Annotated in this window: 18 protein-coding genes and 1 tRNA gene; 15 read left to right on the top strand and 4 right to left on the bottom strand. The window is 63.3% G+C overall.

All coding sequences use genetic code 11. The annotated features are described in order from the left end of the window. Window positions 1–57: 57 nt before the first annotated feature. The 8 genes from tolQ (at window position 58) to L0U84_RS02550 (ending at window position 7,336) form a co-directional block, all read left to right on the top strand. Window positions 58–735 (top strand): protein TolQ, encoded by a 678-nt coding sequence (tolQ, locus tag L0U84_RS02585; RefSeq protein ID WP_006047860.1) that lies wholly within the window; start codon window positions 58–60, stop codon window positions 733–735. A gap of 10 nt (window positions 736–745) precedes the next feature. After that, entirely contained in the window at window positions 746–1,192 is a 447-nt protein-coding gene (tolR, locus tag L0U84_RS02580; protein WP_013088523.1) for a protein TolR, read from the top strand. Then, on the top strand, window positions 1,189–2,244 hold the full coding sequence (tolA, locus tag L0U84_RS02575) for a cell envelope integrity protein TolA (RefSeq protein ID WP_233847435.1): 1,056 nt from the start codon (window positions 1,189–1,191) through the stop codon (window positions 2,242–2,244). Before tolR ends, tolA begins: the two co-directional genes overlap by 4 nt. Before the next feature lie 137 nt (window positions 2,245–2,381). Beyond that, window positions 2,382–3,674, top strand: a complete 1,293-nt coding sequence (gene tolB, locus L0U84_RS02570) for a Tol-Pal system beta propeller repeat protein TolB (RefSeq protein WP_233847433.1) — start codon at window positions 2,382–2,384, stop codon at window positions 3,672–3,674. A 32-nt stretch (window positions 3,675–3,706) separates the two neighbouring features. Continuing rightward, on the top strand, window positions 3,707–4,213 hold the full coding sequence (gene pal, locus L0U84_RS02565) for a peptidoglycan-associated lipoprotein Pal (protein WP_129956937.1): 507 nt from the start codon (window positions 3,707–3,709) through the stop codon (window positions 4,211–4,213). A gap of 20 nt (window positions 4,214–4,233) precedes the next feature. Beyond that, window positions 4,234–4,983, top strand: a complete 750-nt coding sequence (ybgF, locus tag L0U84_RS02560; protein WP_129956938.1) for a tol-pal system protein YbgF — start codon at window positions 4,234–4,236, stop codon at window positions 4,981–4,983. A gap of 187 nt (window positions 4,984–5,170) precedes the next feature. Then, window positions 5,171–5,246: transfer RNA gene (locus tag L0U84_RS02555), tRNA-Lys, on the top strand. Window positions 5,247–5,593: 347 nt separating this feature from the next. After that, the gene (locus L0U84_RS02550; RefSeq protein WP_233847431.1) at window positions 5,594–7,336 is read left to right on the top strand and encodes a hypothetical protein; all 1,743 of its coding nucleotides are present in this window, start codon (window positions 5,594–5,596) and stop codon (window positions 7,334–7,336) included. 100 nt (window positions 7,337–7,436) lie between these two features. Here the strand turns inward: L0U84_RS02550 and L0U84_RS02545 are convergent, their stop codons facing one another. The 3 genes from L0U84_RS02545 to L0U84_RS02535 all read right to left on the bottom strand — a co-directional run bounded on the left by L0U84_RS02545 (window position 7,437) and on the right by L0U84_RS02535 (window position 10,384). Next, entirely contained in the window at window positions 7,437–8,819 is a 1,383-nt protein-coding gene (locus L0U84_RS02545; protein WP_233847429.1) for a sensor histidine kinase, read from the bottom strand. Further along, window positions 8,797–9,519, bottom strand: a complete 723-nt coding sequence (locus tag L0U84_RS02540) for a response regulator transcription factor (RefSeq protein WP_233847427.1) — start codon at window positions 9,517–9,519, stop codon at window positions 8,797–8,799. The genes L0U84_RS02545 and L0U84_RS02540 overlap by 23 nt, the downstream gene beginning before the upstream one ends. A 148-nt stretch (window positions 9,520–9,667) precedes the next feature. Next, window positions 9,668–10,384: an acid phosphatase gene (locus tag L0U84_RS02535; protein ID WP_233847425.1), complete on the bottom strand. Its 717-nt coding sequence runs from the start codon at window positions 10,382–10,384 to the stop codon at window positions 9,668–9,670. 309 nt (window positions 10,385–10,693) lie between these two features. On the opposite strand from L0U84_RS02535, the gene L0U84_RS02530 reads away from it, so the two are divergent. The 5 genes from L0U84_RS02530 to L0U84_RS02510 all read left to right on the top strand — a co-directional run bounded on the left by L0U84_RS02530 (window position 10,694) and on the right by L0U84_RS02510 (window position 15,871). Further along, window positions 10,694–12,865 (top strand): TonB-dependent receptor, encoded by a 2,172-nt coding sequence (locus tag L0U84_RS02530; protein WP_233847416.1) that lies wholly within the window; start codon window positions 10,694–10,696, stop codon window positions 12,863–12,865. A gap of 14 nt (window positions 12,866–12,879) precedes the next feature. Then, window positions 12,880–13,572: a MotA/TolQ/ExbB proton channel family protein gene (locus tag L0U84_RS02525; RefSeq protein ID WP_233847414.1), complete on the top strand. Its 693-nt coding sequence runs from the start codon at window positions 12,880–12,882 to the stop codon at window positions 13,570–13,572. Between the two features lie 2 nt (window positions 13,573–13,574). After that, a complete protein-coding gene (locus tag L0U84_RS02520) occupies window positions 13,575–13,973 on the top strand; it encodes an ExbD/TolR family protein (RefSeq protein ID WP_233847412.1) in 399 nt (132 codons plus the stop codon). A gap of 1 nt (window position 13,974) precedes the next feature. Next, entirely contained in the window at window positions 13,975–14,706 is a 732-nt protein-coding gene (locus tag L0U84_RS02515) for a TonB family protein (RefSeq protein ID WP_233847410.1), read from the top strand. 100 nt (window positions 14,707–14,806) lie between these two features. After that, window positions 14,807–15,871: a YncE family protein gene (locus tag L0U84_RS02510; protein ID WP_233847408.1), complete on the top strand. Its 1,065-nt coding sequence runs from the start codon at window positions 14,807–14,809 to the stop codon at window positions 15,869–15,871. A gap of 60 nt (window positions 15,872–15,931) precedes the next feature. Here L0U84_RS02510 and L0U84_RS02505 read toward each other — a convergent pair whose 3' ends face one another. After that, window positions 15,932–16,255 carry a hypothetical protein gene (locus L0U84_RS02505; RefSeq protein ID WP_233847400.1) on the bottom strand — a complete coding sequence of 108 codons (324 nt, stop codon included), beginning with the start codon at window positions 16,253–16,255 and terminating at the stop codon, window positions 15,932–15,934. An 871-nt stretch (window positions 16,256–17,126) separates the two neighbouring features. On the opposite strand from L0U84_RS02505, the gene L0U84_RS02500 reads away from it, so the two are divergent. Together L0U84_RS02500 and L0U84_RS02495 are read left to right on the top strand one after the other, a co-directional pair. Next, window positions 17,127–17,786 (top strand): hypothetical protein, encoded by a 660-nt coding sequence (locus L0U84_RS02500; RefSeq protein WP_233847397.1) that lies wholly within the window; start codon window positions 17,127–17,129, stop codon window positions 17,784–17,786. A gap of 235 nt (window positions 17,787–18,021) precedes the next feature. After that, window positions 18,022–18,396 (top strand): hypothetical protein, encoded by a 375-nt coding sequence (locus L0U84_RS02495; protein WP_233847389.1) that lies wholly within the window; start codon window positions 18,022–18,024, stop codon window positions 18,394–18,396. Window positions 18,397–18,399: the final 3 nt, after the last annotated feature.

Raw genomic sequence — 18,399 nt, 5'->3', positions numbered from 1 at the left:
GCTTGAAGCGGCCTTGCAGCCGGACGCCCCCTTCCCGGGACGTTAAAACGAACCTTTATGAACACTACACAAGATCTGTCGATCGTTTCACTCGTACTCAACGCGAGCCTGCTGGCCCAGGCCGTCATGGCTCTGCTGCTGTTGCTGTCGCTTCTCTCCTGGACTTTCATCTTCCGCAAGTGGTTTGCGATTCGCCGGGCGCGCGCGCAAACTGAACGCTTCGAGCGTGATTTCTGGTCCGGCGGCGACCTGCAGGCTCTCTATCAGAGCGCCGCGAACAATCGCCACACGATCGGCGCGCTCGAGCGGATTTTCGAGTCCGGCATGCGCGAATTCCTGAAAGGCAAAGAGAAACGCCTGAACGATCCCGGCGCGATTCTCGACGGCGCCCGGCGCGCGATGCGCGCGGCGTTCCAGCGCGAAATGGACGTGCTCGAAGCGAACCTCGCGTTCCTCGCGTCGGTCGGTTCGGTCAGCCCGTATATCGGTCTGTTCGGCACGGTGTGGGGGATCATGAATGCGTTCCGCGGTCTCGCCAACGTGCAGCAGGCCACGCTCGCGAACGTCGCGCCGGGCATCGCCGAGGCGCTGACCGCCACCGCGATCGGCCTGTTCGCCGCGATTCCGGCCGTGGTCGCCTACAACCGCTACGCGCACGACATCGATCGTCTGGCGATCCGCTTCGAAACCTTCATCGAAGAGTTCTCGAACATCCTGCAGCGCCAGGCACACTAAGGAGGCCACGATGGCAGGCTCCCGCTCCTCCAGCATGCGCGGCTCGCGCTCGCGACGCGCGATGGCCGACATCAACGTCGTGCCGTACATCGACGTGATGCTCGTGCTGCTCGTGATCTTCATGGTCACGGCGCCGCTCGTCGCACCGTCGATCGTCAATCTGCCGACCGTCGGCGGCGCCGCGCCCCAGCAGCAGACGCCGCCCGTGATCGTCAACATCCGCGCGGACGGCAACATGAGCGTCAAGTACAAGGACGACTCCGGCACGCAGCAGCAGGAAGACATGACGAAAGCTGGCCTCAAAGGTTTCATCGCCGATCGGGCACAATCGCATCCCGATCAGCCCGTCGTGATCGCCGCCGACAAAACCGTGAAGTACGAAGTCGTCATGAATGTGATGTCCGAGTTGAAGGCTCAGGGCGTCAAGCGCGTCGGATTGCTCGTCAAATCGCAATGATCCGCAAGAACACCGAATATCCGCTTCAGCCACCGCGTGAACGCGGCACCGGGCGAGCATTTCTGTTCGCGCTGGTGATGCATGCATTGCTCGGATTCTTCCTGTATCACGGCATCCAGTGGCAAAACAGCACGCCCGAGGGCGAGCAGGCGGAACTGTGGACCGAGGTGCCGGATTCGGCGATCCCCCCGCGTCCCATCGTCACGCCGCCGCCCGCGCCGGTCGTCCCTGCCCCGCCCGTGCGCGACGAGCAGGCCGACATCGCGCTGCAGGAAAAGAAGCGCCAGCAACAGGAAGCGGCTCGCGCCGCGCAACTCGCCGAGCAGCAGCGCCAGTTGAAGCTGAAAGAGCAGCAGGAAGCGGAAGCGAAGCGTCAGCAGCAACTGGCAGCCGACCAGGCGGCCCAGCTCGCCGCGCAGAAGGCCGCGAAGCTCAAGCAGCAACAGCAGGCACAACAGCAACAACAGCAACAGCAACAGCAGCAGGCCGAGAAGCTCAAGCAACAGCAGCTCGCCGAGCAGCAGAAGCAGCAGCAACTGAAAGAACAGCAGGAGCAGCAGCAGAAGCAGGCTCAGGCGGAAGCGCAGAAGAAGGCTGACGCCGAGAAAGCGGCGAAGGCCAAGGCGCAAGCCGATGCGGCCGCGCAGGCGAAGAAGCAGCTCGACAAGGAACGTAGCGCGCGGCTTGCGCAGATGCAGGGCGTCGCTGGCGGCGTGGGCGGTAGCAGTTCGAGCAGCAACGGTCTGGGCAAGAGCGGAACGGGTAGCGGCTCGGGCGGCAACGCGGCATCGCCGGGTTATGCGGACAAGGTGCGTCGGCTGGTGCTTCAGCATGTGAACTGGGGCGGCGAAACCGAAGGTCTCGAGACCGTGATCGCCGTACGTTGTTCGCCGGACGGCAATCAGCTGAGCGCAAACATTACCCGTAGCAGTGGCAACCAGGCCTGGGACGACGCCGCGTTACGGGCGGTGAAAGCCTCCGATCCGATGCCCAGGGACGTCAATGGCAAGACCCCCGACTACTTCCTTGTCACGCTACGCCCGGCAAAGTGATGTGCAGCCTGACAGCTGTCTGACGATCAACGCCGCGCCCTACCCGGCGCGGCGTTGCGCGGGAACGAAATAGCCGTTTTCCGGTCTGTCTGCTGTCTTTGAGTATTAGTAAAACCGTTTTGAGGAACCCATACAGCATGAGTTTGATGACCAAGCTAGGCCTGCGAACACTCGTGGCATCGTGCCTGATCGCCGTCGGCGGCGCCGCCAACGCACAACTCAACGTCCTCGTGACGGGCGTCGGATCCACCCAATTTCCAATCGCGACGGCGAATTTCGCCAATGAAGCGAATTCCCCGCAGCAGGTCAGCACGATCGTGCGTCAGGACCTGCAACGCAGCGGCAAATTCACGAATATCGACGCGGGCTCGACGCCGGTGTCCGAGACCGATTCCGTCGACCTCGGCGCGTGGAAGGCGAAGGGTGCCAACGCATTCGTCGCGGGCAGCGTGAACCGCCTGCCGAACGGCCAGTACGAAGTGCGCTTCAAGCTGTACGACACGGTCAAGGGCGAAAGCCTCGGCGGCCTCGTGCTGGTGAGCCCGGAAAGCGGTCTGCGCATGAGCGCGCACAAGGTCGCCGACTACATTTACGCCAAGCTGATGGGCAACCGCGGCGTGTTCGCAACGCGCCTGTCGTACGTGATCAAGTCGGGCAACCGCTACCAGTTGCAGATCTCGGATTCGGACGGTCAGGACGCGCATATCGCGCTGTCTAGCCCCGAGCCGATCATCTCGCCGGCCTGGTCGCCGGACGGCACCAAGGTCGCTTACGTGTCGTTCGAGAAGAAGAAGCCGATCGTCTATATCCACGACCTGCCCACGGGCAAGCGCGTCGTCGTATCGGACCAGAAGGGCAACAACAGTGCGCCGGCGTGGTCGCCGGATGGCCGCACGCTCGCCGTCGCGCTGTCGCGTACCGGCAATACGCAGATTTTCGCGGTCAACGCGGACGGCAGCGGTCTGCGTCGTCTGACGCAAGGCAGCTCGATCGACACCGAGCCGACCTACTCCCCTGACGGCCAGTCGATCTATTTCACGAGCGACCGCGGCGGCGCACCGCAGATCTACAAGATGTCGGCGCAAGGCGAAAGCGCGGGCGGCGCGCAACGCGTCACGTTTACGGGCAGCTACAACACCAGCCCGCGTGTGAGTCCTGACGGCAAGGAGCTTGCCTACATCTCGCGCGTCGGCGGTGCTTTCAAGCTGTACATCCAGGACCTGCAAGGCGGAACCGCCACGGGCCTGACGGACACCTCACATGACGAATCGCCGAGCTTCGCGGCGAACGGTCAGTACATTCTTTACGCCACTCAGGTGAACGGCCGTGGCGTGTTGGCCGCAGTATCGACCGACGGTCGCACTCGGCAGGTCCTGTCCGTTCAGGGGGGCAGCGTACGCGAGCCGTCCTGGGGCCCGTTTATGCAATAACGTTGATGCAATAACACAAGGAGAGTAATCAAATGATGTCCAAACTTCGTTTCGCATTCGCCGTCGTGATGGTCGGTGCATTGGCCGCATGTCACTCGGGCGTCAAGCTCGACGAAAACGCCAACAAGGGCGCAGGCTCGGCTCAACCGAACCCGAACGACGTCGCGACGGTCAACGTCGACCCGCTGAACGATCCGAACAGCCCGCTCGCGAAGCGCAGCATCTACTTCGACTTCGACAGCTACTCGGTCAAGGACGACTATCAACCGCTGCTGCAACAACACGCGCAATATCTGAAGAGCCACCCCCAGCGTCACGTGCTGATCCAGGGCAACACCGACGAGCGCGGCACCAGCGAATACAACCTCGCACTCGGCCAGAAGCGTGCTGAAGCCGTGCGTCGTTCGCTGTCGCTGATGGGCGTGTCGGATTCGCAAATGGAAGCCGTGAGCCTCGGCAAGGAAAAGCCGCTGGCAACGGGTCATGACGAAGCGTCGTGGGCACAGAACCGCCGCGCCGACCTCGTGTATCAACAGTAAGTCAACGGGTTATGAGCCGAATGACGCATCGTTTCTCCTGGCTGCGGTTTGCCGCAGCGGCCTGCGTCGCAGGCACGGCCCTCGCGGCCGTGCCCGCCCATGCGGGCATGTTCGACGACGATCAGGCCCGCCAGGCCATTCTCGATCTGCGCTCGAAGACCGATAGTCTGTCGAGCCAGCTGTCGGCGGCGCAACGCACGATCCTCGATCAGTCCAACCGTCTCGACCAGCTGAACCAGCAGGTCGCGACGCTGCGCGGACAGAACGAGGACATGGCGAACCAGCTCACCACGCTGCAAAAGCAGCAGAAGGACTACTACACCGATCTCGACACGCGCCTGAAGAAATTCGAGCCGCAGCAGCAGACGGTGGACGGCGTCCAGGGCGAGGTGCAGCCGGGTGAAACCGATGCGTTCAACGCGGCTTCGCAGCAATTCCGCAGCGGCGATTTCAAGAACGCGGCGACGTCGTTCCGCAGCTTCATCTCCAAATATCCGACGAGCCCCTATCAGCCGACCGCGCAATACTGGCTCGGCAACGCGCTGTATGCACTGCGCGACTACAAGGGTTCGACGGCGGTCTGGCAAGGTGTCGTGGCCAAGTACCCGCAGCATCCGCGGGCGCCGGAAGCATTGCTCGCGATCGCGAACAATCAGCTCGAACAAGGCCAGAAGGCCGCGGCGAAAAAGACGCTCGAGCAGATCGTCTCGCAATACGCCGGCTCGGACGTCGCGCAGTCGGCGCAGAGCAAGCTGTCGCAGATCAAGTAGTTCGTGGTGGCGGATTGATCATGTTTTGATGTAGTTGTTGGCAGTAACGCGCAGTGCCCGAAGTCATAGTCACGCGCGCCTCTCGCTGGAAAGCCCGGGTAGTGATGCCCGGGCTTTTCATTTTGGCCAGATCGCCTTGCGAAGTTGACAGGTCATCGGTGCATCGATATAATCTCGCTTCTCTTTTGGGTCGTTAGCTCAGCTGGTAGAGCAGCGGACTTTTAATCCGTTGGTCACAGGTTCGAATCCCGTACGGCCTACCAAAAGATTCGAGGGCTGACATGCGAATGCATGTCAGCCCTTTTCTTTTTCCGTTGTCCGCGCGCACAACAGATGTGCGCGCGTCAAGCGAGCCGCCCCTCCCCCGCCTCTTCCCCGCCTCAGAGTAGCCTTCCGCCCAGGCCACTTCCCTCCCCTCCGCGCGCGCCCTACAAAACACCAGGCATCCTGCAACGAAGCAGCGCTAACCAGCACCAACGCGCCACCCCATTCTTATCTTTTTAGTAATTTTCGATTCATGTTTGTGCCACGGGTGGTTTGTAGCCTCGCGAGTTGCAATACCGGCTGCAACTTTTCAAAAAATTTCACCCACCCTACCCAAACAAACAGAATGCAAACCACCCTGAAGGCGCTTCCGATCGCGGTTCTGATCTCCGCCATCTACGGCTGCGGCGGCAGCACCCAAAACCCGTCGAGCACGAGCGCGCCGCAAGGCACGACGAGCAGCACCCCGGCCACGCCGACGACGCCGACGACCTCCGCGAGCAACTACACGGCCGGCAACCTGCTGGTCTCGCGCACGGCCTATGATCCGGCGTACGTCGTGAGCGGCACGCTTCCTTATAACGCGACGCCCACGACCACCAATGCATCGCCCGTGACGGCCGTCTCGCCGGGCGGCTTTCCGAACGTGTTTACCAACGATGCGAACGACGCCAACTTCGGCGTGACGTCGGAAGCGTATCTGGATCAGTGGGCTCCGAACGCGACGAGCCCGTCGCAAACGCTGGACATCACCGCGCAGGCCGCGAAGAGCAGCGTGAATTTCGCCACCAGCTTCGCCTCGAAGTCCGAGCTCGCGCTGAACGTGTCGCTGGATCAGAAGTCGGTGACCTTCACCGGCTACAACACCTCGATCGACCAGCTCGATATCTCGAACACGAATACGCCGGGCGTAGTCGACACGACGAACACCGACGTCGCGACGCCGACCTACCGAACCGTCGCGCAGCTGAATTTCGCCGACAACAGCCTGTCGTTCACGAACACCAACGCGTACGCCGGCAACAACAGCCGCGCGGCGGTGCTGGCCAACGGCCAGTACTACATCGTCGGCAATGCCGGCAACTCGGGCAAGAATCCGAAGCCGACCACCGCGCAGCTCGACATGCTGACGATGAACACCGGTGTGCAAGCCATCGCTGCGGGCAGCCAATGCGCGTTCACGCAAGTGATCGGCGCATTCCAGTCCGGCACGGGCACCGGCACGTACGCGGTCGCGCCGGCTGGAACGACGTGCTCGCTGGCGTCGATGGGTTCGATCACGGGCGGCAGCTCGACGGGTGACCAGTTCGGCTTTTCGATCGCGAGCCTGCCGACGACGCCCGCGACGGCCGCCGACAAAACCGGCAAGGACATCAACCTCCGCGGCCTCTTCGTCGGCCCGGACGGCACGATGTATGTGTCGAAGGGCAGCGGCGGCAACGGCGTGAACACCGTGTACCAGGTGGGCGCGACCGGTGCGCTCGCCAATGGCGGCAAGCTGCCGCAAAACGCCGCGATCACGATCGTGCCGGGCTTCACGACGGCCCTCGCGACCAACCTGACGGCGCTCATGTCGCCCAGCCAGGTGACCGGCACCGTCTATCCGTTCGGTATGTGGATCCCCGCGTCGAACCCGTCGATCATGTTCGTCGCCGACGAAGGCGACGGCACGCCGGGCGACCAGGTCAGCGGCAGCGGCGGCCTGTGGGTCTATCAGAACCAGAACGGCACGTGGAAGCCGCTCGCCAACCTGACGACGGGCCTGAACCTCGGCACGGCCTACACGGTGACGGACACCGCCGGCGTGTACGGTACGAAGGGCGCGAGCTATACGACCACGCCTGACGGCTTGCGCAACCTCACCGGCCAGGTCAACAGCGACGGTTCGTTCACGATCTACGCGGTGACCTCGACGATCGGCAACAGCCTCGGCAGCGCGTTCGATGCGGGCGCCGACTCGAACCAGCTCGTCAAGATCACGGTCAGCATCAGCGGTTCGACGGTGACGTCGGCGCAGGGCTTCACCGTGATGCAGACCGCGCCGTATGGCCAGGGGCTGCGCGGCGTCGCGCTGGTGCCGAAGTCCTGAGCGGGTTGGTAGATGCAAAAGAAACGACCTGCGATCCGGCAGGTCGTTTTTTCTTGCGCGCTCCCAGGTCAAAGCCTCCGCGTCATCTCGACGCCTGAGCTCAGCGCGCCGGCAATCCCGCGTTGAACCGCAACACGATCCTGCAGCCCGGCGTGTTGTCGTGAATCTCCACGACGGCCTCGTGCACTCGCGCGATCGCGGCCACCAGACTCAAGCCGACGCCATGCCCCGACGTCGCCGCCTCCTGTCCGTTTCTGCTGCGATAGAACGGACGCAGCACCGCGTCGCGCTCGGCCGCCTCGATCCCGGGCCCCGTGTCCGCGACCTGCACGACGGGTCTTCCCGCTTCGAGCGTCGCTTGCAGCGTCACCGCGCCACCGCCGGGCGTGAACTTCAGCGCGTTATCGAGCAGATTCTCGATCGCGCCGAACAGCAGGTCCACGTCGCCGCGCGCGACAACCGGTTCGGACGCAAGCACTACCACCGACAAACGGCGGTTTTCCGCGACCGGCTCGTACAACTCGGCGACGTCGCGCAGGATGGTGTCCAGCGACACGTCGCAGAAGCTCGCGCGCCTGACGTCCGCTTCGACCTCCGCGATCCTCAATAGCGCGGTGAAACGGTTCAGCACGACGTCCGACTGCGTGATCGCGGTATCGACGGCGCTCGCGTAATCGTCAGCGCTCTGCGAGCGGCGACGCGCGCGCTCGAGCCCCGCGCGCAGATGCGTCATCGGCGTGCGCAGATCGTGCGCGATGCCCGCGCACACGCCGCGCACTTCGGCCACGAGCCGCTCGATTTCATCGAGCATCAGGTTGACGATCTCCGCCAGACGGTCGAGATCGTGATGCGTGCCGCGATTCGGCAGACGCCGGCTCAACTGGCCCGCCATGATCTCGCGCGCCGTCAGACTCATCGAGCGGATGCGCCGGTTCGACATCGCGTGAAGCGCGGCGCCGCAGCCGACGGCAAGCAGAATCGTCAGCATGAGCCCGAGGCACAGGATCTTCACGAGCGTATGGTCGAAATGAATGATCTCGTCGATCGAGTGACCGACGACGATCCGCAGGCCACTGCGCGTCGGCACGATGATGCCGCGAAAATGACTGGCCAGCGACGGCGGCTGGTCGTCCATCGCTTGCGTGTAGTAGAACGGCCGGCGTTCGCGCTCGGGCGGCAGAGCATGGATATTCCCGGCGAGCCAGCGGCCTGCTTCGTCGAACACGCCATAGGGCCGGCTGCTCGCGATGTCGCGCCGGCTGAGCGCCGCGATATTGGCGATCGCCTCGGCGCGGCCGATCGAACTGAATTCGGCCACTTCTCCGCGCAGCCGTTCATCTACCTCGTGCAGCAGATATGTATGCATCATCCAGTAGAGCATCGCGAACAGCACGACCGCGCAACTGACGAACACCATCAGCAGCCACGTGACGTTGCTCGCCGGCAGACGCAGCCAGCGCCTATTCGCCGGCACGCAGGACATAGCCAACATTTCGAACCGTGTGGATCATCAGCGAAAACCGTCCGTTCAGACTGATCTTGCGGCGCAGTTGACCGATATGCATGTCGATCACGTTGGTCTGCGCATTGAAGTGGTAATTCCAGACCGACTCGAACAGCATCGCGCGCGTCACCGGCTGCTCCGTATGCAGCATCAGGTATCGGAGCAACTGGTACTCGCGGGGCTTCAGCTCGATCGGCTCGCCCGCGCGCCTGACCTGACGCGCGCCCATATCGAGCACGAGATCGCCGACGCTCAGCACGAGCGGTTGCTCCGCAGAAGAGCGGCGGCGCAGCAGCGCATTGAGGCGCGCGGTCAACTCCAGACTGTCGAACGGTTTGGTCAGGTAGTCGTCGCCGCCGGTGCGCAGGCCGCGTACGCGTTCGTCGACCGCCGACAGCGCGCTCAGTATCAGCACCGGCGTCTCTTTGCCGACGTTGCGCAACGTGGAAAGAATCGACAGACCATCCACATCGGGCAGCATCCGGTCGAGCACGACCGCGTCGAAATCGCCGTTGAGCGCGCGCAACAGGCCGGCATGGCCGCTCGGCACGCTTTCCACCGCGAAGTCGTAGTCCTCGAGTGCGGTCGACACTTCGAGCCTCACACGTTCGTCATCTTCGACGACGAGAATGCGGGGTCTGCGCCCCGCGGGGTAGTTGATCGCTGCTTTGCTTTCCAAGAGGACGTCGTTTCCTGTGATCGTGCGTCGCCGCAGCCAGGGCGACGTCAATGGCGGGGACCGTCGGCGCGGGCGCGCAGTGTCGCATGACCATGTTGCCGCTTCATGACGCAAGCCGAGTCGGGCCGAACGACGTTCGCGGGCTCGACTAGTCGAGCTTCAATGCCGCGCGCAGTTCCGCCTTCGCTTCGGCAAAGTCGAGCTGAAAATCCGGATTGGCCATCAGCGCCGCCGCGACGAGCGTTCCGTCGATGCGGCCCGCTTCGACATCGCTCGGATAGTGCGCGCCGTCGACGACGCGGTTCATGCCGAATTCGCGCCCGCGCGCAAACAGCGCGTCGCGTTTCTCGGGCACCATCTGCGCGAGCAGGATCGCGCACAGATAGCCGAAGGTCGCATGGCCGCTCGGATACGAGTCGTAGTCGTCCCCGGGCCGCTTCGGCACGATCGGTTGCACGTCGCGGCTCGCGACGAACGGCCGCGCGCGGCTGAAGAACTGCTTGCCGCCTTTTGCGACCCGCTCGGCATCGTGATCGACGGCCTCGAACAGCGCAGCGGTTTTCGGCAGACCGTCCTGGTTGAAGTCCGGCCCGAGCACATCCGCGAAACGGAACACGGACCTGGTGGCGTCCGCCTTCGCGCGCGCCACCTGCTCCGGTGTGCGGCTGCGCTGCGCGTTCAGCACGGCATCGAGATCAGCCCGCTGGCGCTCGGAACCATCGGCGGCAGGCGGCGCGAGCAGCACGCCAAGCGGAATTTGACGGGCGTCGAGATAGCTCGCGTCAACGGACGGTGCGGCGTAACTCGCCGCACTTGCAGCGACGAAGAGTGAAGCAGCGAGCGGCAAACAGGTAAGGCGTTTCATCGTGCGCGGAAACTGAAGAGAGATTGCTGCGAAGTGGCACGGCGCTATCGCCGACAGGAAAAAAGGCGTGACCCACCGTGTGAACGGCGCCGCCGATGCTAGTGCACACGCATGAATGCGCGGTGTCCACAAACTTACAAACCTGAGCGCGCCGCATCGCTTCGAGTGCGGATCGCGCTGTCGTTGGGTATCCGTAATAACAACTTTAGATTCGTAAGATACCGATCACTTCGCGTTAATGGACCGTTGATAGCATCCCGCCTCGTTCGACTTCCAGTTCACGCCCCACTCGCGAAAGGATGCTGCACCATGCAATGGGTTAGTTTTCCCCTTAGAAAGAAGCCGCTAACGCAATTCGTTCTGGCCACACTGTGCGCAACCGGCGCGCAGATCTCGCATGCCGAGACCTCGGGCGATCTCGGTTCCGTGCAAAGCACGGCAGTTTCCTCGTCGAACGGCGGCGCAGCCGCCAGCAAGAACGTGCAGTCCGCGCCGGCACAGGCGCCCTCGCAGGGCTCGCTCACCGCGAGCGAACCGCAGTCGGTCATCAGCCGGCACTACATCGAGAACAGTACCGCTCCGAGCGCGAACTACAGCGATATCGTGCAGATCGCGCCGAGCGTGTCGAACGTCGATCCGAACGGTTCCGGCCTGATGGAATCGCAGAGCCTGTCCATTCGCGGCTTTCAGGACGGTCAGTACAACGTGACGTTCGACGGCATTCCGTTCGGCGACACCAACGACTTCACCCATCATTCGACGTCGTTCTTCTCGAACCGGGTGCTCGGCAATATCGTCGTCGACCGCGGTCCCGGCGACGCTTCGCAGATCGGCTTCGCCACGTTCGGCGGAACCATCGCGCTGCAATCGAGGGATCCGTCGGCAACTCCAGCATTCTCGGTGCTCGGCTCGTACGGCAGCTTCGACACGTGGCAGGCCGGCGCCGAGTTCAACACCGGCTATCTGCAGCAATGGGGCGATGCCCGCGCGATGGTCGGCTATACGCAGAGCAGCAGCGACGGATACCTGACCAACGCGGACCAGCGCCGTCAGAACGTCTACTTCAAGCTCGACAAACCGATCGGCGACAACACGCTGCTCACGCTGTTCGCGACGTACAACAACATTCACCAGAACGTGTCGCTCGGCGCGACGGCCGCGCACATCCAGCAGTTCGGTCCGAACTTCGGACTGAGCGCCGATCCGACGAGCCAGGCCTATGCCGGCTACAACTTCGACAAGATCAACACGGACTTCGAATACATCGGCGTGAAGACGAAGCTTGCCGAGTGGGTGATCGACAACAAGCTCTACACGTACGGCTACTACCACAACGGCTTCAACGGTCTCGACCCGAACGGCGAAACGCCGAACGGCACGATCTTCGGCCCGAACAACGTGCCCGGTGAGGAGATGAACAACAACTACCGCGCGTTCGGCGACGTGCTCGCGCTCGAACGGCAACTCGGTCCGGGCAAGCTGCAGACCGGCATGTGGATCGCGCACCAGTCCAACTTCCGCGACAACTTCAATGTCGATTCGTCGCTGAACTTCGCGTTCATCTCGCAGAACTTCACGATGAACGACACGATGCTGACGTTCCAGCCGTATCTGCAATACGCGTGGCAACTGCAGAACGGCTTGACGATTACGCCGGGACTCAAGTACGTGTCGTTCAACCGCGGCATCGATACGCCGATGAACCAGAAAACCGGCGAGCCGCTCGATTTCAGCCACACGTGGGACAAGCTGCTGCCGTCGCTGACGCTGCACCAGCAGATCACGCCGCAATGGAGCGCCTATGCGCAGTACGCCCAGGGCTTTCTGGCACCGAACCTGAACGTGTTCTATGTCAACGATCCGACCATCTCCGGGCAGCCCGATCCGGAACAGACCGACAACTACCAGCTCGGTACGACCTACAAAACCGGGCGCCTGACAGTCTCCGCCGACCTGTACTACATCAACTTCCGTAATGCGGTGACGAGCCGCACGGTCGGCAACAACGTGATCTTCTCGAATGCGGGCGGCGCGACCTACAAGGGCGTCGAAACCGAGGCGACGTTGTCGGTCGGCGACGGCTTCAGCCTGTACGGCAATCTGACCTTCAATTCGGCCAAACAGAAGAGCACCAATACCTGGATGCCGAACGCGCCGCAATCGACGGCCGCCGCCGGCGTGCTCTATGAACGCGGACCGCTCGCCGGTTCGTTGCTGATGAAGTTCGTCGGTCATCAGTATGGCGATACGGGCAACACGCAGCCGATCGGCGGCTACGCGGTGACCAACTTCGCCAGCTCGTACAGGTTCGACCGACTCGCGTCGTGGACGCACGACACCCGCCTCGGCTTGCAGATCGACAACCTGTTCAACCGCACCAGCATCAACGCGCTGGCCGGCTATACCGCCGCGGACAACACCCCGCTTTACTGGACCATCCCGGGCCGCGCGTTCGTCGCGACGCTGTCCACCGATTTCTGAACGGAGCTTCTTTCATGACTGTCGATAATCTGCTGCACCTTGCGAACAATTCCGGTGGCGTGTTGTACGTGATTGCCGCCATGCTGTTCGTTGCCCTGACGATCATCATCGAGCGCTCGTGGTTTTTGCAGCGCGCAGCGAGCGCAAGCCACGCGGTGCTCGACCGGATCGACCGACTCGAAGCACTGAACGCCGGCGCGTTGACGGCATGCGCCGAACAGTTTCAGGCGCTGCCGATGGCGAGCCTGCTGAAGGCCGCCGGCCGGCTTGCCGGTCAGACGTCCACGCGCGAAGAACTCGACGCGTGTCTCGACGAGGCGATCATGCGCGAAGCGCCGAACATCGATCGCTTGCTGTGGGTGCTCGACACGATCGTCACGCTCGCGCCGTTGCTCGGCCTGTTCGGCACGATCGTCGGCATGTTCAACGCGTTCCAGGTGCTGTCGAATCCGGGCAATGCGCCGACCCAGGTCACGGGCGGCGTCGCCGAGGCGCTGATCGCGACGGCCTCGGGGCTGTTCGTCGCGATGATCGGCCTCGTGTTCTTCAACGGTCTGCACAACCGCGTGCGCAGCGTCGTCCATCAGCTCGAAACCGTAAAGGCCGCGCTCGTGAACCGGCTCGCGGCCAGAACGCATGACGCGGCCAAGGCGGTGCATGAAGTGCCGCGCCCGGTGGTCGGCAAATTCGCGTCGCAGGGAGTATGACGATGAAGTATTTCGAGGCGCGAAAGGCGCGCATCGAGATCATCCCGATGATCGACATCATGTTCTTTCTGCTGGTGTTCTTCATCATGATCACGCTGCACATGATCCCGAATGCGGGGCTACGCACGCAGCTGCCGTCGAGCGCGACCACGCAATCGCTGCCGCCGCCGCAGGTGACGGTCACGCTCGCGACCGACGGCAGTCTGTCGGTGGACGGCCGCACGCTGAGCCTCGCGCAATTGACCACGCTGCTCGCCGCCCGCGCGGACCTCGCGCATACCGTCGTGACGATTGCCGGCTCGAAGCAGGCGCGGATCCAGCACCTCGTTTCGGTGATGGATGCGTGCCGCGCCGCCGGCGTGTCGCAGATCGCGCTCGCCGCGCAACCCGTGGCGAACTGATATGGCGACTCTACCCGCCTCCGGGATCGCGCAGGACCGAAAGCGCCTGTTGCCGGCCGCCGCGATCGCGCTTGTCGCGGAAGCGCTGGTGCTCGGCGTGGCGATTGCGCTGCTCACGCATACGGCTCGTTTGCCCGCCGTGTCGCAACAGGCGCCGCCGACGCTATTGACGCTGGCGGCACCGGCTGCCGCACCGCAGCCGACGCAACCGCCGCAGCCCGTTGCGAAGCCCGTGCCGATGCATCCTGCTGCGCACACGCCGATGAAACCGGTGAGCGCCGCCGGGCCAAAGCCTATGCCGGCACCAGCACCGACACCGACACCGGCACCGGCGCAGCCCGCGGCGACGCCGACCGAGCCGCCGACCACGTCCGCACCGCAGCCGTCGGCCCAGCCCGCGCGGCAAGCGCCCGCGGCCGCCGCGGCACCGGTTGCAGCCGCGCCCACGGCAAGCTTCGAAGGTGCGCTGCGCGCCGCGATTCAGGCCGCGCTGCGCTATCCCGAATCGGCCCGCATGGCCGGCATGACGGGACGCACACGCGTGGCGTTCCGGTATCGGGACGGTGTCGTGTCCGACCTGAACGTCGTGGTATCGAGCGGTATTGGACTGCTCGATCGCGCGGCGCTCGCGGCGGTACGCGACGCGGCCTATCCGAAACCCGAGCCCGCTTTCGTCGGCAAAACGTTGTCCGAGCAGTTGTGGGTCGACTTCAATCTCGACGACCACGAATGACGATGCGCTGACGCCCCGCCGCACCCGGGACGCGATCCGCTCGCCGGAATGACGTCCTCCTTTCCAATCAATACGCAGTACTGACCTGAAGCCACTCGACGTGAAACTGAAAAACATCCTGTCCACTCTGATTGCCGCCGGCGTCGCTTCCCTGCTCGCCTTGTCGAACGTCCATGCGGCGACGGCCGCCAACGCGGATCGATTCGAAATCTCCAAACGCTATGGTCTCGACGGCAGCGAACGCTGGGACTACGTGGCCTACGACGCAGTTCGCCAGCACCTCTTCATCAGCCGCGACACGCATGTGCAGGTCATCGATACGCGCACCGGCAAACCGGTCGGCGAAATCGCCGACACCGACGGCGTCCACGGCTTCGCGTTCGTCGAGGAGCGCAAGCTCGGCTTCGTCACCAACGGCCGCGCCAATACGGTGAGCGTCGTCGATCTCGACACGCTCAAGGTCGTCGACATCATCAAGGCCGGCGGCCCCGACCCGGACGGCATTCTGTACGTGCCGGCCCTGCGGCGCATCTTCGTGAGCAATGGCCACGACGGCAGCGTCAGCGCAATCGACGTCGCGACGCGCAAGGTAGTCGCCACGATGAGCGTCGGAGGCAAGCCGGAGACGCTCGCGGCGGACAGTCACGGGCACGTGTTCGTCAATGTCGAAGATCGTGCCGAGATCGTCGAGATGGACGGCCGGTCCGCGACGGTGCTCGCGCATTGGCCGCTCGCACGGTGCGAGTCGCCGACCGGACTCGCGATCGATCCGGCGAGCGAGCGCCTGTTTTCGGTTTGCGCCAATCACCGCATGACGATCGTCGATGCGACATCGGGCCGTCGCGTGGCCGAGGTGCTGATCGGCGGCCACCCCGACGCGGCGGCTTTCGATCCGGCCTTGAAGCTCGCGTTCAGTTCGAACGGCGCGGACGGCACGCTGACGGTCGTCCATCAGGACGATCCGGACCACTACACGGTCGAGCAGAACATGCCAACGCTGGAAGGCGCGAAAACGATGGCGCTCGACGCGCAGCAGCACCGGATCTATCTGGTGTCGTCGAAGTTCGGCGCGCCCGAAGCGGCCACCGCCGCCGATCCTCATCCGCGCGCGACGGTCATCCCCGGCACGTTCGAAGTGCTCGAGGCGCAACTCAAGGCGCGCTGACGGGCAAGCTCGGCGCACGCCCAGCCGCCGCTCGCGGCGGCTGGCGAAACGTCGGTTCGCCTAGATGAGGCCGTGCGCGACGCCGCCCGGCGTCGCCCAACGCTCCCGGTCGTTCGACACGCCGAAATCGGCCGTCAGTAGTGAAACGGTGGCCGCGCAGGCCGTCGCACGCTTTGCGCTGGCGCGTGCGACGATGCGTTGCTCGTGCACGTAGAAGAATTCGAGTTGGCGCGCGTCGGAGGCTTTTCGTTCGAGTTCGAACACATCCTCGAGCACGCGCCGCGACACGTGAAACCGCTGAAGTCCGCGGCCGAGCCGGATCTGAAAGACAACACCGTCGCTGTTATGCGGCACCGCTGCCCAGATGAGTGGAATGCTACTCATGGAGCCCCCGTAACTGGATCTGCACGTCAGGAACACTGACGATTTCATCCTCGCACGCCTAAACGGACAGCGCGACTCGTCAAAATTAAACAACGTTGATTTGGTGTTTTCACCACAGTGCAGGTTTTGCGCGGCATCGCCCGATTGATTGAGGACGCACCAACCTGGAGCGAATCCTTACTCGACAGCTACCCGTCGATTACGCCGCGCGTTGGTTCCTCGGGTACGATGCAATGCGGTCCGATTTCACTTGCCATGCTTCTTGCCTACTTTCGGTGGCCGGCAATGCAGAAGAATCGTTCGCTTTCGCGTCGGGGGTCCACTCGCAAGGAGTATGCGTTGGCTCGTCTGCGTCTTGCCACGAGTCGTCTTATGCGCGCTGAGTCAGAGGCTGAAAAGACGCTCGCCACCTGCTGGATGAATGCGTGGGCAAGCGTTATCGGCGATGCGCAGTTCCCTGAACTTCCCCACCGCGCGGCCAGACCCAAGGGGAGGCGGCGGCCCTCGCCAAGGTCTCGCGACTGACATCCGCCGTCGCCCTGACTGGCTTTCTCCCCCCTCATCCTCACAATCTCAGAACACGCTCGAGCGTTCCGTACAGGACCGCCTGGACGCTTGTCGCGCGTCCGACGACAGCGCGCCGGATACGCGACGCGCCTCTTCACCTGAGGACTTTTTCCGCTTGATTGCGCCTCCGACCCCATTCATTTGATCGTATGGTTCGCCACCTCACAGACCGTCCGCGCCCTCCGCTCGCATGATCGCTTCACGACGCCTTCGAGCGTCCTGAAACAAAGAGAGAAAGAAGAGACGACAAAACGGCGAGCGCGTCCCGCAACGATCGGGCTGCCCCGCCGCTCAGGGGGTACCCATGAAAGCTGGAAAAGTAATCTGGGTAGTGGCTTTGCCATGTCTGATCGAAACGTCGCATGCGCAGGAGGTCTATCTGCAGGGCGGCACGCTAGGCATCGGGGTCGGCGCGGCGTGGAGCATCACCTCGTGGTTCGGCGTGCACGCGGACTTCAACGCGATCAATCTGTCGCACAACTTCGACGTCGGCGGCAATCGCTACGAAGACGGCATACGGCTGCGTCAGGGCGGTCTCTACAGCGATTTCTTTCCGTGGGCCGGCACCGGCTTCCGTGTGACCGCGGGCCTGCGTCTGACCGACAACGAAGTCAGCGGCAACTCGGTTCCGACCAACGGCATGTACGTGTTCGAGGGCAAAGCATCGCCGGCCTTCCCTGGCGAATACGCGACGGCGACCGCCCGATACCCGACTGCGATGCCCTACCTCGGCATCGGCTATGGCTTGCACCCGAGACCCAAAGGCTGGGGGCTCGTGGTCGATCTCGGTGTCGCCTACGGCATTCCGAAGACCTCGTACACACTGTCGCCGGCACTGTCGCAGGCGGCAGGACCGGCGATGAGTCAGCAGATCATCAACACCGGATTGCAGCAACTGCGCGATAAGGCGTCGCCTTACCGGTGGTATCCGACCTTGCAGATCGGCATTTCTTATCGCTTCTGAGACCCAGCGCACGGAATACGTCGCAGTACTATAAATTTGCAATTTGCATTTCACATTTGTATTGCAAATAAAAGAAAACTACAGAAAGAGCGACAGCAGTTTCGCTTTTTCGGGTTATTTATCGAGATGAAAAGATATGCAATGATCGCCGCCGACTCAGCGGAGCATGTCTGAAGCTTGCGCGAGCAAACGTTCCGGCAACCCCACGGCGCATTGCTTTTTCATTGAACCGATAATGACCAACTTTCTGTTCGATCTGCTGTCGAACCTCGCTTTGCTCGCCATCGTATCGTTGGCCTGTCGGCTGTATAACCGGTTCGGGTCGGGCGCCCCGTTGAGCGGCCCGGCGATTTTCATCATGCTCGCGCTGATCGCATGCGTGCTCGACGGCTTGTTGACATTTGTCGTGTTCGCCGACGCGCAGAGCCGCTATGGACAATTCGTCCGGCCGACGTCGTTTCTTCAGCGTGCTGGCGCGTATGCGCTCGCGATCGTGATCGCGTTCTCGTGGCATCGCATGGCGGCGCGCCGGCGCGCGTTGAAAAGCGCCCGGGACAAAGCGATTGTCATCCGCACGTCACCGTATTCCGAATCGCAGCTGCGCATGTAAGTC

It is taken from the genome of Paraburkholderia sp. HD33-4 (assembly GCF_021390635.1).
Taxonomy (GTDB): domain Bacteria; phylum Pseudomonadota; class Gammaproteobacteria; order Burkholderiales; family Burkholderiaceae; genus Paraburkholderia.
This window is presented reverse-complemented; position numbering and strand designations above follow the sequence as displayed.